The organism is Spirillospora sp. NBC_01491 (genome assembly GCF_036227065.1).
GTDB lineage: Bacteria > Actinomycetota > Actinomycetes > Streptosporangiales > Streptosporangiaceae > Spirillospora > Spirillospora xylanilytica.
The window spans coordinates 5,579,040-5,592,115 of the sequence record NZ_CP109432.1; the positions used below are offsets into that span (position 1 = coordinate 5,579,040).

Annotated in this window: 13 protein-coding genes; 5 read left to right on the plus strand and 8 right to left on the minus strand. The window is 71.6% G+C overall.

All coding sequences use genetic code 11. The features are described from left to right. Positions 1 to 63: 63 nt before the first annotated feature. From OHA34_RS26015 to OHA34_RS26025, 3 genes are read right to left on the minus strand one after another with little or no spacing between them, the layout of a single operon-like run. A complete protein-coding gene (locus OHA34_RS26015; RefSeq protein ID WP_329519188.1) occupies positions 64 to 390 on the minus strand; it encodes a hypothetical protein in 327 nt (108 codons plus the stop codon). Continuing rightward, positions 387 to 641 carry a hypothetical protein gene (locus OHA34_RS26020; RefSeq protein WP_329519189.1) on the minus strand — a complete coding sequence of 85 codons (255 nt, stop codon included), beginning with the start codon at positions 639 to 641 and terminating at the stop codon, positions 387 to 389. Before OHA34_RS26020 ends, OHA34_RS26015 begins: the two co-directional genes overlap by 4 nt. Then, entirely contained in the window at positions 628 to 1,068 is a 441-nt protein-coding gene (locus OHA34_RS26025) for a hypothetical protein (protein WP_329519190.1), read from the minus strand. Before OHA34_RS26025 ends, OHA34_RS26020 begins: the two co-directional genes overlap by 14 nt. Before the next feature lie 324 nt (positions 1,069 to 1,392). Here OHA34_RS26025 and OHA34_RS26030 point away from each other — a divergent pair, with 324 nt between their 5' ends. Together OHA34_RS26030 and OHA34_RS26035 are read left to right on the plus strand one after the other, a co-directional pair. Continuing rightward, positions 1,393 to 2,280, plus strand: coding sequence for a helix-turn-helix domain-containing protein (locus OHA34_RS26030; RefSeq protein ID WP_329522451.1), 888 nt, complete (start codon positions 1,393 to 1,395; stop codon positions 2,278 to 2,280). Then, entirely contained in the window at positions 2,277 to 2,477 is a 201-nt protein-coding gene (locus OHA34_RS26035; RefSeq protein ID WP_329519191.1) for a DUF397 domain-containing protein, read from the plus strand. Before OHA34_RS26030 ends, OHA34_RS26035 begins: the two co-directional genes overlap by 4 nt. A gap of 48 nt (positions 2,478 to 2,525) precedes the next feature. Here the strand turns inward: OHA34_RS26035 and OHA34_RS26040 are convergent, their stop codons facing one another. The 3 genes from OHA34_RS26040 to OHA34_RS26050 all read right to left on the minus strand — a co-directional run bounded on the left by OHA34_RS26040 (position 2,526) and on the right by OHA34_RS26050 (position 7,004). Beyond that, the gene (locus OHA34_RS26040) at positions 2,526 to 2,951 is read right to left on the minus strand and encodes a VOC family protein (RefSeq protein WP_285940070.1); all 426 of its coding nucleotides are present in this window, start codon (positions 2,949 to 2,951) and stop codon (positions 2,526 to 2,528) included. Between the two features lie 60 nt (positions 2,952 to 3,011). Beyond that, positions 3,012 to 4,001: a hydroxymethylbilane synthase gene (hemC, locus tag OHA34_RS26045; RefSeq protein ID WP_329519192.1), complete on the minus strand. Its 990-nt coding sequence runs from the start codon at positions 3,999 to 4,001 to the stop codon at positions 3,012 to 3,014. Between the two features lie 1,041 nt (positions 4,002 to 5,042). Next, a complete protein-coding gene (locus tag OHA34_RS26050; RefSeq protein WP_329519193.1) occupies positions 5,043 to 7,004 on the minus strand; it encodes a hypothetical protein in 1,962 nt (653 codons plus the stop codon). Between the two features lie 187 nt (positions 7,005 to 7,191). Between OHA34_RS26050 and OHA34_RS26055 the strand changes: the two genes are divergently transcribed. Next, the gene (locus OHA34_RS26055; RefSeq protein WP_329519194.1) at positions 7,192 to 9,222 is read left to right on the plus strand and encodes a hypothetical protein; all 2,031 of its coding nucleotides are present in this window, start codon (positions 7,192 to 7,194) and stop codon (positions 9,220 to 9,222) included. Between the two features lie 18 nt (positions 9,223 to 9,240). Here OHA34_RS26055 and OHA34_RS26060 read toward each other — a convergent pair whose 3' ends face one another. Beyond that, positions 9,241 to 9,972, minus strand: coding sequence for a TetR/AcrR family transcriptional regulator (locus tag OHA34_RS26060; protein WP_285938972.1), 732 nt, complete (start codon positions 9,970 to 9,972; stop codon positions 9,241 to 9,243). 223 nt (positions 9,973 to 10,195) lie between these two features. On the opposite strand from OHA34_RS26060, the gene OHA34_RS26065 reads away from it, so the two are divergent. Beyond that, positions 10,196 to 10,765: a TerD family protein gene (locus OHA34_RS26065; protein ID WP_285938971.1), complete on the plus strand. Its 570-nt coding sequence runs from the start codon at positions 10,196 to 10,198 to the stop codon at positions 10,763 to 10,765. 6 nt (positions 10,766 to 10,771) lie between these two features. Then, positions 10,772 to 12,409, plus strand: coding sequence for a TerD family protein (locus OHA34_RS26070; RefSeq protein ID WP_329519195.1), 1,638 nt, complete (start codon positions 10,772 to 10,774; stop codon positions 12,407 to 12,409). Between the two features lie 24 nt (positions 12,410 to 12,433). Here OHA34_RS26070 and OHA34_RS26075 read toward each other — a convergent pair whose 3' ends face one another. Then, entirely contained in the window at positions 12,434 to 12,943 is a 510-nt protein-coding gene (locus OHA34_RS26075; RefSeq protein ID WP_285938969.1) for a hypothetical protein, read from the minus strand. Positions 12,944 to 13,076: the final 133 nt, after the last annotated feature.

A 13,076-nucleotide genomic window follows, 5' to 3' on the forward strand; every position in this document is an offset into this window, starting at 1 on the left:
CGATCCAGGTGCCCCGTTCGATGCCGTGCGCCTTCGCGAGCCGCCCCGGCACGGGTCGGGCCGTCATGGGGTCGTCCCCACCGTCCGGAGTGCGCTCTTCACATGAAGCACGGCCTCGGTCGGGTTGTCGGCCTCGCACAGCCAGACGGCGCTGTCGCCCCAGGTGAACCACCAGCGGTCGCCGTCGCTCGCGCGGCGGCGGCACCCGACCTCCACCCCGCGAGAGCCCGCCTCCGCCGTCACGCGCACGAGCCGCTCGCCGACCCTCTCGGATGTGAGCTTCCGGCCTCGCAGCATGACCGCCAGCGTGATCACGAACGCCGCCCCTTCTGAGGTGCCGGGCTCGGGGCCGTCGTTCTGCTGGGCATCGCCCGTCGTTTCCCTCGTCATCTCGCGCTGACTCCCGCTTCCTCGCGCTTCTTCAGGTAGCGGCGCACGGCGGGCAGGTTCGGTGGCCCGGCCGTCCCCAGTTCGGCGAGCGCCTCCATCTCCGGCCTGAGGTACAGCCGCGGAGCGTTCTCGACGTTCTGGAGAGCCGAGATCACGCCCGCCTCTTCCCACCGCGCCAGCACCTTGGTCGGGATGCCGGTGATACCGGACGCCTCGCGCCCGGCGATCCATGGGCCGTCAGCGGAGGTCATGCCGTTGGCCGCCGCGATGTGGCCGAGTGTTCTGCGGGGATATTCCGAAATGATCAGGCTCATCGCGTTGCCGCCTCTCCCATTGGGTCTTGATCTGATGCGCTGCGATGCTCGGGTGACTTGTCGACCCGATGGTCCTGCCGTTGTGCAGGTAGATGAACCACCACGTGCCTTTGAAATAGATGATCCCGATGGTTACGGCCCATTCCGGCGCTTTTGTCGGGATCACGTCCAGCGCCACGTAGTTGTTGATCACGGTGAACGCGGTGAGGATTCCGGGCGTCCGGTCGAACTCCTGGGCGAGACCGGTAAGGGACGCGATCCGCTCGCTCTGCGGGATGGCCGTCTCAGGTGCGCGCTTGCGGGTCGTTGCTGGTGATGCCTGTGCGGTGCGATGCTCCGCCTGGCCACGCGGGCGTATTCCCATGGCTCACAACCCGACGGTTCGGCTGTTGCTGGTGGGGTGTTCTTCGAGCCTCATGACGACCTCTGCCTTCTCTGCGGGGACGGACTCGCCCGGGTGAGATGGATGCTATGGGCGTGGTTCTGCCGACCTGTCCAGTGCTTGCGGAAAGCTCCGATTCGCTTCCGCGATGCATCTGAGTAGAGCACCATGATTACTCGACCTGCAAGGCGTTGGAATGATTTCCGTCCGCCAATATGCGCAGGTCAGGAACCCATTGCGAATCGTGTGGATGGGTGCTTTCATTCCGGGTGAAAGGCCGCCCCGAAGTAAAGTGAGGTGATGCGGATGCCAGAAGCCGCGACGGGCTCGACCGTCCCCCGAAGACAACTCGGTCGGTACCTCCGTCAGCTTCGCAACGATGCGCGCATGACGATCAACGTCGCCGCCAAGGCGTTGGAGTGGTCAGAAGCGAAGATGTGGAGGATCGAGACGGGCCAGACGTCGCTGCGGTCGCTCGACGTAGAGGCCATGTGCCGGACGTACGGTGCACCCGACGAGCTGAGAGAGGCCCTGATGGGTCTCGCGAAGGAGACCAAGGGGAAGGGCTGGTGGCACGCCTACGGCAACGTCATCCCAGACGGCTTCGATCTCTACATCGGACTGGAGGAGGCTGCCGAGAGTCTGGAGGAGTACTCGCCCGAGCTGATCCCCGGTCTGCTCCAGACGCCGGACTACCACCGTGCGCTGCTCGATAAGAGCAGGCCCGATCTACAGCCCGATGAAGTAGACCGCCGCGTGCAGTTGCGGGCACAGCGTCAGTCCTTGGTCACCCGAGTGACCTCGCCGCCGACGCTGGGTGTGGTCCTGAACGAGGCCGTAGTGCGCCGCCTGGTGGGTGGCCCGGAGGTGATGGCGGTTCAGCTTGATCGGCTGGCTGGGATGAACGAGCGACACAATGTGTCCGTCCGCGTCGCACCGTTCTCGGCAGGTGCGCATCGTGGGTTCGAGACTGGGCCGTTCATCCTCATGCGGTTCTCCACGAGTGGAGATGGACGCGATCACGAGCCGCCCACGGTGTATGTGCAAGGCTTCACAGGGGCCCTCTATCTAGACAAACCCCACGAGATTCACCGCTACGCCGAGGCATTCACGGAGAGCTGGGACGACGCACTGTCGAAGGATGACAGCACGGCGCTGTTCCGGCGGACGGCAAGGGAGATGGAGGAACGATGAGTGCTGAGTTCGCTGCTGGGATCTGGCGTAAGAGCAGCCGCAGCAATGCTGAGCAGGCATGTGTGGAGGTCGCGCGGGTGCCGCACGTCGTCGGGATTCGGGACAGCAAGAACCCTGACGGCGGTCACCTCGCGTTCGGTCGTGCCGCGTTCGGTGGGCTGCTCGCCCGGGTGAAGGCGGGGGACCTGGACCTCTGACCGGTTCGCGTCGGCCCCGGCAGGTGTTCCTGCCGGGGCCGTCGCGCGTCAGCCGATCTGTTCGGCCAGGGCGACGATGATGCCCGCGGGGCCACGGAGATAGCAGAGCCGGAAGATGTTCTCGTACTGCGCCACCTCGCCGAGGAGTTCGGCGCCGTGGGCGCGCAGGCGGGCGATGGTGCCGTCGATGTCGTCGACGGCGAACATGACGCGATGCAGGCCCAGCGTGTTGGGCGGCGGGTTCTCCGGCTCGGCCGCGGACGCCGCGGGGGCCTGGTACTTGGTCAGCTCCAGCTTGCTGTGGCCGTCCGGGGTCCGCATCATCGCGATGTCGCTCCGGACGCCGTCGAGTCCGACGGTGCGGTCCGCGTAAGGGCCCTCGATCTCCGCCTTGCCCTCCAGCTCCATGCCGAGCGCGATGAAGAACGCGACGGCCGCGCCCAGGTCGTCGACGACGATGGCGACGTTGTCCATCCGCTGAATGGTCATGCTTTTGAGTATAGGAACGCGGTGGCCGGACGAGGCTCGCGCGCCTTAGTCCGGACGGGCGCCGGCGATGATGCTCCGGGCGTTCTTGCGGATGAGGTCGGCGGCGACGTGGGCGCCCAGCTCGTACGCGCGGGTGGGGGCGTCCCACTCGTGCGCGTGGGCGAACGTGGCCCCGTCCTGGCTGAACACCATGCCCGACAGGCTGAGCCGCCCGTCCTCGGTGGTGTGGCAGTGCCCGGCCATGGGGCTGTTGCAGTGGCCCTGGAGCGCGTGGAGCATGGTCCGCTCGGCCAGGATGTGAGTACGGGTCTCGGCGTGGTCGATCGTCTGAAGGAGCTCGACGGTCCCCTCGTCGGCCTCGCGGCACTGGACGCCGACGACACCGGCCCCGATCGCCGGGCACATCCCGTCCATGCCGAGAAGCTGGGAGACGCGGTGCTCCATGCCGACCGCGACCAGGCCGCCGCGCGCCAGCACCAAGGCGTCCACCTCGCGTTCCTCGTCGAGGCGGGTCAAGCGCGGGACGACGTTCCCCCGGAAGCGCCGCACGTCCAGGTCGGGCCGCTGTCGCAGGAGCTGGGCCTTGCGGCGGACGGCGGACGTGCCGATCCGCGATCCGGGCGGCAACTCGCTGATGGCGCTGTACTCGGAGCCCGTGGGGAACACGACGGCGTCGCGGACGTCATCGCGCTCCAGGTAGGCGGCGAACACCAGTCCCTCGGGCAGCGGGAGGTCGCCGGGGACGTCCTTCATGCAGTGGAACGCCGCGTCGATCCGGCCGGCCGTGAGGGCCGTGTCGATCTCCTTCATGAACAGGCCCTTGCCGCCCAGCTCGGACAGGTCGCCCTGGTGCCGGTCCGCGGTCGTCATGATCCCGACGTATTCGATCTCCAGGCCGGGCACGACCGCCTGGAGTCCGCCGATGACCTGACGGGCGTAGGCGCGTGCGAGGTGGGACGTGCGCCCGCCCAGCCGCAGCGGGCGGCGGGGCCGCGCGTGCTCGAAGCGCGCGGTGGCGGGAGACGTGGTGGTCATGGCCGGGCTTCCGGGATGTCGGGGCGGTGGACGTGTGCATCACCGAGAGTAGTCGCCGTCTATGGCGTCGTGGGGAGCGGCGATGATGGTGCCATGGGACTGTCGACGGCCTTTACGGAATTGTTCGGTGTGGAGCACCCGGTCGCGCTGGCGCCGATGGGCGGTTCGGCCGGTGGGGCGCTGGCGGCGGCGGTCTCCGCCGGCGGCGGGCTCGGGATGCTGGGCGCCGGCGGCGGGACCCGGACTGGCTGGCCCGCGAGCTGCCGATGGTCGCGGACGGAACCGGGAGGCCGTGGGGTGTCGGGTTCCTGACCTGGGCGGTCGACGCCGGCGCGATCGAACGGGTGCTGGCGCACGGCCCCAGCGCGGTGATGCTGTCCTTCGGTGATCCGCGCCCGTTCGCCGGGCTCGTCCGCGCGGCGGGCACGGCGCTGATCGTCCAGGTCACCGACCTCGAAGAGGCACGGCAGGCGCTGGACGCGGGCAGGACACCGAGCGCAACAGCGTCCTCGACATCGCCCGTGGCTCCCGGTGGCCCTCGAAATACGTCGCCCGCACCCTCGGCCACCCCTATCTCGACCGCTGGCGGGGCCGGGAGGCGGAACTCGCCGCGGACCCCCGCGCCCGGCAGGCGTACCAGGACGAGGTCGCACGGGGCGATCTGCCCGCGCTGCCGGTGTGGGCCGGCGAGGCCGTCGATCTCATCGATGACCTGCCGCCCGCCACCGGACTCGTCGGCACCCTGGCCGCTCAGGCCGAGGACGCGTTGGCCCGAGCGGGCAGGCGCTGATGTGCGCGAGCAGCTCCCGGCGGGTGTCCTCGCGGACGGGCCGCAGCGCCTCCTCGTCGGTGAGCGGGACGGCGCGGCGGACCTGGGTGGCGAGCGCCCCGTAGAACGACGGGACGCCCGGATTCCGGTCTTCGCGCAGGCGCGCACGACATGGCGGCGGGCTCCGACCGGTTCGATCGGAGCCCGCCGCCGTCTTGTGTTGAGAGCCCGGAATTCCGTGACGGTTCAGGCCGCCGGAATTGCGAGGTGATTCACTTCCGCCAACGGAAGAAGTTGGACTCGCGCGTCATGTAGAGGTCGCCCGACGGGGCCTGGGTCAGGACGGATATCGGGCGGGCGAGCTGCGTGTAGGCGAGGGTGTCGCGGTCGATCTTGAACACCTTGGCCTGCGCCTTGCCGTAGAGGTTGCCGTCACGGGCGTCGAAGAAGAGGAAGCTGTCCCGCCACACGTGGTGCACCTTGTCCCACGCGTAGTCGCAGTACTTGGCGCTGCGCAGGGTCTGCCGGGTCGCCGGGTCGAACTCGAACACGGTGCAGGTGGAGAAGCCCCACACGTGGCCCTTGTCGTCGGTGGTCAGGCCGCTGATCGCCCGCTCGCCCGGGACCGGGACGGCGGTGTAGCGCACCGCCCCGGTGGCGACGTCCACGGCGACGAGCTTGGCGTCGGGCTCCTTGGCGTCGATGCCGTTGCCGCCCCACACCGAGGTGGTCCCGTACACCACGCCGTCGCGGTAGGTCAGCCCGACGATGCTCTGGGTGGGGACGACGTCGTCGAGCACCCGGCCGGTGCCGGTCTTCGGGTCGTACAGCGCCAGCACGCCCCCGAGGACGCCCGAGGTCGGCACGGTGCCGACGGCGAGCACGCCCCCGGCGTCGATCATCGCGAAGGGCCGGTCCTGCTGTTGCTTCGACAGGTCCATGATCTTGCGGGGATTGGTGCCCGGGGCCCAGGGCAGCGCCGGGTCGTACTCGTAGATCAGCGCCTTCGGGTACTCGCCGAGGTAGAGCTTGTCCCCGACGGTCACCATGCCCTCCATCTGGCCGACGCCCTTGCGGCCGACGACGGCGCCGGTGGCCGGGTCGTAGCTGGCCAGCCCGCCGGACAGGTAGCCGCTGCCGTAGACCTTCCCGTCCGGCCCGATGCCCAGCGACTCGACGGCGGTCGGCTGCTCGGGCAGCTCGGCCTGGAGCGCGACGACCTTCCCGGTCCGGACGTTCACCCGCCACAGCCCGCCGCCGGTGTTGGCCTTCACCAGCAGCTCGCTGCCGGAGAGGCGGCCGACCAGGTGGAGCAGCGCGTCCGACTCGACGTGGGCGAGCACCCGGGTGGTCCCGGTGCTGACGTCGACGGCGGTCACGTCGCCGTCCCGGATGACCTGGAGCCGGTCGCCCTGCGCGACCAGGCCGATGCCCGACACGCCGGGGACGTGTCGGGTCCACCGGCGGTGGGCCAGGTCGTAGAGCCACAGCTCGCCCGCCGCGGCCGAGGCGGCGAACCGCACGGCGAGGTACCGCCCGACGACGCGCACGTCGTAGGCGAACTGGTCGGTGTCCAGGCCGGCGGGCAGGGGGAGCTCCCGCTTGGCGCCGGTCTCCGGGTCGACGGTGACGACGTGGGCGTGGGCGCCGAGGCCGGCGTACACGGTGCCGTCCGGGCCGATGTCGAGCGAGCGGACGAACTGCTCGCCCTCCACGAGCCGGCCGTAGTCGCGGACCGCGCCGGTGGCGGGGTCGTGGCGGAAGAGCCGGCCGCCGGGAGAGGTACCGCCGTAGAAGCGCCCGGCGGAGTCGGCGGCGACCGCCCAGATGAACGTCTCTCCCGGCAGCGGCGTGCCGAGGTCGGTGACGGCCGCCGCCCCCCAGGCCCAGCGGAACGCCTTGCCGGACGAGTAGCTGCCGATGAAGGCGGTGCCGTCGGGCCCGGCGGTCACGGCCCAGGTGCCGAGCGCGCCCGGGAGCGGCAGCTCGTACTTGCGGGACCCGTCGCGGGTGTCGATGACCGAGAACAGCGCGCTGCCCGCCGAGACCGTCGACACCGTGTACAGGTAGGCGACGCCGTCGCGGTGCACCACGACGCCGCCGGGGGTGGTGGTGCTGCTGAGCGGCAGCGCCGGCAGCGGCTCGAGGGCCGCCGCGGACGCCGGCGGTGCCAGGGCCAGCGCGGAGGCGAGCAGCAGCAGTGCCGCCGCCAGCAGGGCATGGACTCGTCTCATTGATCGGCTCCTCGCCGCAGGGGGTGCCCCTTTGATAGCAATCACCCCACTAACGGTCAAGGCCGAAATGGCTGAAAACGGACGAGGTGTGTCCGAGAATTCGTATTTTGCGGCAAAGGCTTGACGGGCCTGGCCGGGAGGCGTTCAATTCCGGTCGGGACCGCAACTGTCACCTCTGGGAGGCCCAGTGCCCTCAACCCGCATCCTCGCCGCGGCCGTGCTCGGCGCCGCCGTCCTCGTCCCGCCGGCCGCGGCCGGTCCCGCGGCGGCCGGGACGGCTCCGTCCGCCGGGCGGCCCGCCGTGGTCCCGCTCGGCACCCCGCTCAGCGACGTCCTGCTGATCGGCGGGACCGTCGCCCCCGGGCCGAACGGGCGGCCCGCGCTCTGGAACATCTCGACCGGCACGCCCGCCCGCCTGAACGCCGTCGACCCCGCCACCGGCGCCAGCCTGGTCTCCGCGCCGCTGCCGGGGGCCGAGGGCGGCTGGGCCGTGACGGCCGCGCCGGACGGCACGATCTACGCCGGCACCTACAACGGCGGCCGGCTCTACCGCTGGCGTCCGGGCGCGGGCGACACCGTCGAGGACCTCGGCCGTCCGCTGGCCGACCAGTCGTTCATCTGGCGGCTCACCACCGACCCGGACGGGAACGTCTACGGCGGCACCTCGCCGGGCGGACGGCTCTTCCGCCTCGACGCCCGCACCGGCGACATCCGCGACTACGGCCAGCCCGTCCCGGGGCAGGGCTACATCAAGAGCATCGCCTACGCCAACGGCAAGGTGTACACCGGCTCCTACGCCGAGGCCCACATCGCCGAGACGGACGCGGCCACCGGAGCGGCGCGGGAGCTGCCCGCCCCGCCCGGCCTCGGCGACATCGGGAACAAGCAGGTCTACGACATCAACGAGCGCGGCGGGCGGCTGTACGTCCGGATCGGCAGCGCCTTCCCCAGCCCGATGTTCGTCTACGACCTCGCCGCCGGCCAGTGGGCGGACGAGATCCCCGACGCGCACGGCCTGGACGTCTCACCCGCCGGGGACGACGGCGAGGTCTACCTGATCCAGAAGAGCGAGCTGAAGCGCTACGACCCGAAGACCCGGCAGCTCACCGGCACCGGCCTGGCCTTCACGGGACGGGTGCAGAACGCCCGCTCGATCGGCTGGGCCGAACTCGGCCTGCCCGACTACCCGGGCCGGAGCGTCGTGGGGACGCTGTGGCGTGGCGAGATGTTCCGCTACAACCCGCAGACCGGCAAGTTCGCGATCCTGCCGACGGAGGTGAAGCGGGAGCCGATCGAGATCCTCTCGCTCGCGGGCGGCAGGACGAGCGTCTACGCGGGCGGCTTCCTGAACGGCGGGCTGTCCATCGTCGACCCGGACTCCGGCAAGGCGGTCTTCAACCGGTTCTCGCAGGTGGAGTCGGTCATGGAGACCGCCGGCGGCAAGGTCTGGATCGGCGCCTACCCGGAGGCCCGGCTCTACGCCCACGACCCCGCGCAGCCGTGGAGCAGCCCCGAATACTCACCGGGGCCGCCCGGCGCCGCCGACAACCCCCGGCTCGCGATCAACCTCAAGCCGCACGTGCAGATGCGCGCCCGGGCGCTGGCGGAGGTCGACGGCCGGATCGCGGTCGGCACCGTCCCGGAGGGCGACCGGCTCGGCGGCGCCCTGGTCCTGCACGATCCGCGCTCGGGGGAGTCCGAGGTCGTGCGGAACGTGGTCCAGGACCAGAGCGTGTTCGGGCTGGCCGCGCGCCGGGGCGTCGTCTACGGCGGGACCTCGATCACCGGCGGGCTGTCCACAACGCCGCCGACCCGCAAGGAGGGGACGGTCTTCGCGTGGGACGCCGCCCGGAGCCGCAAGCTCTGGGAGACCGTGCCGGTGCCCGGCGCGGGCACCGTCAGCTCCGTCGCCATCGGCTCCGACGGGAACCTGTGGGGCATCGCGGGGCGGACCGTCTTCGCGGTGGAACCGCGGCGGGGCACGGTCGTGCGGCGGCTGGCCCTCGGTACCGGCACGGCCGGCGGCGACCTGGTCACCGCCGGCCGCGTCCTGTACGCCGGTCTCGACGGCGACAAGATCTTCCGGATCGATCCCCGGTCACCCCGGACGCCCACGCTCGTGGTGGAGCACCGGAACCGGCGCCTGGCGGTCGGGCCCGGCGGCCGGCTGTTCTTCTCGGACGGCGCGGACCTCTACCGGGTCGATCCCCAGCACTGATCCTCCGTCGCCCCTCGTTTAACCGGCCGGGATCCGGTTGTGGACGTCCTTCACCAGGTTCTGCATCGACGTGCGGAAGACCTCGGCCTGATGGTCGCCGAGGAACACGGTGTGCCCGAACACCTCCAGGGCGACGAGGCCGTGCATGTGCCCCCACGCATTCAGGAGGAGGGACGTCGCGGGAGGCGGCAGGGCTCCGAGACCGTCCGCCGGCAGGTGCTCCAGATGCGTTCGGAGTGAAGGCGAGAGCCCGCCGGTCTCGGCCGCCGCCAGTTGCGCCGTGGTGAACCCGCCGAACAGCTCGCGCTGGAAGACCGCGCTCATCCGGCGGACCGCCTGGGTGCTGGCGCCCTCCATGGGTGCCGCGTAATGCCGCAGCGGCGCTCCGTAGATGAGCTGGAACCGCTCGGGATGGGCGACGGCCCACACGCGGTAGCCCTCGGCCGCGATCACCAGCCCCGGCAGGGCGGCGTCGTCCGGCGCGGTGTCGACGGCGGCCTGCACCGCGTCGGCGAGGTCGTCGTGCGCCTTGGCGACGAGCGCCGTGACGAGGTCGTCCCGGCTCGAGAAGTAATGGTAGAGCGCCTGCACGGTCATCCCGAGACTCCGCGCGACCGCCCGCAGGGAAAGGGCGGCGGGCCCGTGCTCGGCGATATGGCGCTCAGCGGCGGTGAGGATCTCGCGGACGGCGACGCCCCGGCGGCGCTGGCGCAGCGACAGCATGCCGGTTGCAGATTCGTCGGGAGGCATGCGGCGACCGTACGGCACTTCCTGAAAATGCCCCTCGCCCGCAGCCCCCGCGCCGCCGCGGAGCAGCCGACCCGCACCTTCGATACCCGCCCCGGCCTCGCATAGCGGTCGCGAAAGGGCTGACAACCGGGTGGCCGGGCTGCGAGGCTTTCGTTGCACCTTGCTCGCCTTGTGCGGTGATGGGGTGGGCACGCGGCACAGGGGACACGAGGAGGCGACGGACGTGACCGTCTCGATGGTGAAGGGCCAGCGGATCTCGCTGGAGAAGCCGGGCGGAGCGCTGCGCATGGTCCGGATGGGCCTGGGCTGGGACGCGGTGCGCAAACAGGGCTTCTTCGGCTCCCGGCAGCGGGAGATCGACCTCGACGCCTCCTGCGTGCTCTACGCCGACGGCCGCCTCGCCGACGTGGTCTACTTCGGCAAGCTGGTCAGCGACGACGGCTCGGTCCGGCACACCGGGGACAACCTGACCGGCGCGGGCGACGGCGACGACGAGTCGGTGGTCGTCGATCTGGCCCGGCTGCCGGTGCACGTCAGCTCGCTGGTGTTCACCGTCAGCTCGTTCAACGGGCAGACCTTCAACGAGGTGGACAACGCCTTCTGCCGGCTGGTCAACGAGACGGACGGCGGCGAGCTGGCCCGGTACACGCTGACCGGCGGGGGCGCCCATACCGCCATGGTGATGGCGCGGCTCTACCGGCACGGCGAGGCGTGGAAGATGAACGCGATCGGGGAGCCGTGCCACGGCCGCACCTTCGAGGACATGCTGCCGACGATCACCGGCCTGGCCTGACCGGCGATGCTCGAACTCTCGCACGGCGCCAACACCGCGCTGCCCGCCCGGCGGATGACCGCCACCGTGTCCTGCGCCGTGCCCGTGGACGTCAGCGCCCTGCTGGTGGGCGCCGACCTGCGCGTGCGCTCCGACGCCGACCTGGTGTTCTTCAACGCGCCCGAGGCGCCCGGCGTGCGCTGGGCGGGCGACGGCGGCCGGCAGCGCGTCGACCTCGACCTCGGCGCCGTCCCCGCGGACGTCCACGCGGTGCTCGTCGCGGTCAGTCTGACCGGCGGCGGGCTCTCGTTCGGGGCGGTGCCGCCGCCGCAGGTCCAGCTCACCACGGCCGGCGGCGACCCGATGGCGCTGTTCACCGTCGCGGGGCTGGGCCCGGAGAAGGCGATCATCGGACTGGAGCTCTACCGCCGGGCCGACCGGTGGAAGGTGCGCGCGGTCGGGCAGGGCTACGCCGGCGGGCTGGTCGAGCTGGTCGAGGCGCACGGCGTCGAGGTGGACGACCCGGGCGAGGCGGAGGCCGGCATGGGCGCCGCGCCGCCCGGCCCCGCCGTCGGGGCGCCGCCGGGACGGCCCGTCCCCCCGACTGCCCCGCAGGGGCCGTCCGCACCGCAGGCGCCGTCGTCCTCGGAGGTCGGCTACCTCGAGCGGTGCTGGCTGGTCTGGGAGGACGCGAGCCGCTCGCTGGCCGGGTTCCGCTCGTCCACCGAGCACGCGCTCAACATCCGCAACGACGAGGTCACCGGGCGGGTGCCGCGCGGGCGGTTCGACCAGCTCATGGCGGCGGCCGACCAGCGGCTGCGGGCCGATGCCGAGCAGCTGCGCGGCGAGCTCGCCCGGGTGGAGCCGCACGTCACCGCGGAGGCGGCGCCGTTCGACGCGCCCTCCTGGCTGACCTGGCGGCCCCGCACCGATCTGGCCGAGGGGATGCTGCTGGGACGGCTGTCCACCGTGGAGCTGCCCGATCTGCGGGTGCCGCTGGTCCTGCGGGCGCCCTGGCGGCGCGGCGTGTGGATCTCGCGGGGCACGGTGCCCGGCGACGCCGCCGCCTACGCCTGGTCGCTGGTGACCCGGTTCCTGGCCGCCGTCCCGCCCGGGCTGGTCGGGCTGGAGGTGATCGACGCGGCGGGACTGTCGGGGGCCGGCTGGCTGAACGCGCTCGACCCGTCCGGAGGGCGGCTGCTGGGCGGCGGGGTGGCGACCGGGCCGGCGGCGGCCGAGCGGCTCCGGCGGCTGCTCGACCTGGTCGACCTGCGCCGGATCGGCGGCCCGGACGGCGAGTCGCCCTCCGGGCCGGACGGCGGCCCCCCGGTGCGGCTGGTGGTGGTCATGGACGCCGGCGCCGCCCTCGACGACGAGGAGGCGCACGGGCTGCTGCGCCTGGTGGAGGACGGGCCGCTGGTCGGGGTCCCGGTGCTGCTGGTGGAGACCGACACCCCGGCCGCCGAGTCCGTCCGCGCCATCCGGATCCGGCAGTCCTGCAACAACCTTCCGTCCAGCCAGGGCGCGGTCGGCGACTCGTGGGTGGGCATGGACTGGACGCTCACCCCGGAGGTGCTCCCGGACGGCGGCGACGGCTCGCGCGCCCCGGCGCTGCTCGCGCACGTGCTCGGCGCCCACGCGCGCACCATCGGCTCGTCCGGCTAGGGCGGTCCCGTGGACTGACGGGGATCAGACCGACGGTGATCCGTACCATTCCCAGGCCTTCACGCCCTGGCCGTCGCGGTCGAGGTCGTACTGGGCCCAGCCGTCGGCGGTCCAGCCGCCGTTGGCCGTCGAGGCGTCGACGGAGGTGACGCAGAGCTCGATGCCGCTCTTCTGGGTGTTCACGGCGTGGCGGATGTCGCACAACCGGAACGTCTTCACGACGTCGTTGCGTTCGAGGCGGACGGTGACGTTGAACCGGTCGAACTTGCGCTTGTCGTCGGTGTCGGAGTCGCCTCCGTTGTTCCAGTGCACGTCCGCATAGGCGTAGTGCTTTCCGTCGGAGCGCTTGATCACGCAGAGGTTGATGGCGAAGCTGGTGTCGGTGCCCGGCGTCGGGAAGGTCTTCTTCATCCGTGAGTCGTCGCTGTAGATGCAGCGTTCGGTCGACGCGGACGCCGCCGGGGCCAAGGTGGTGACGGTGGCGGCGACGACGGCGGTCGCGAGCAGGGGACGTGCGATTCGAGCGAAGCCCATGGTGTTCCTTCGGGTTGTGCCAGGGGGTGGCCGTCGCAGGACGGCCGTCCAGAGGCTACCGGCGACAACGATCTTGCTGCCAGCCCTCACTCCGGAGCCGAAGATGCCGCAGGGCCCCAGTTCACGCACGTCA

Excerpts from the sequence above, each read along its gene's own strand:
- OHA34_RS26015 (WP_329519188.1), bottom strand. The coding sequence starts at position 390 with ATGACGAGGGAAACGACGGGCGATGCCCAGCAGAACGACGGCCCCGAG.
- OHA34_RS26020 (WP_329519189.1), bottom strand. The coding sequence starts at position 641 with ATGACCTCCGCTGACGGCCCATGGATCGCCGGGCGCGAGGCGTCCGGT.
- OHA34_RS26025 (WP_329519190.1), bottom strand. The coding sequence starts at position 1,068 with ATGGGAATACGCCCGCGTGGCCAGGCGGAGCATCGCACCGCACAGGCA.
- OHA34_RS26030 (WP_329522451.1), top strand. The coding sequence starts at position 1,393 with ATGCCAGAAGCCGCGACGGGCTCGACCGTCCCCCGAAGACAACTCGGT.
- OHA34_RS26035 (WP_329519191.1), top strand. The coding sequence starts at position 2,277 with ATGAGTGCTGAGTTCGCTGCTGGGATCTGGCGTAAGAGCAGCCGCAGC.
- OHA34_RS26040 (WP_285940070.1), bottom strand. The coding sequence starts at position 2,951 with ATGGACAACGTCGCCATCGTCGTCGACGACCTGGGCGCGGCCGTCGCG.
- hemC (WP_329519192.1), bottom strand. The coding sequence starts at position 4,001 with ATGACCACCACGTCTCCCGCCACCGCGCGCTTCGAGCACGCGCGGCCC.
- OHA34_RS26050 (WP_329519193.1), bottom strand. The coding sequence starts at position 7,004 with ATGAGACGAGTCCATGCCCTGCTGGCGGCGGCACTGCTGCTGCTCGCC.
- OHA34_RS26060 (WP_285938972.1), bottom strand. The coding sequence starts at position 9,972 with ATGCCTCCCGACGAATCTGCAACCGGCATGCTGTCGCTGCGCCAGCGC.
- OHA34_RS26070 (WP_329519195.1), top strand. The coding sequence starts at position 10,772 with ATGCTCGAACTCTCGCACGGCGCCAACACCGCGCTGCCCGCCCGGCGG.
- OHA34_RS26075 (WP_285938969.1), bottom strand. The coding sequence starts at position 12,943 with ATGGGCTTCGCTCGAATCGCACGTCCCCTGCTCGCGACCGCCGTCGTC.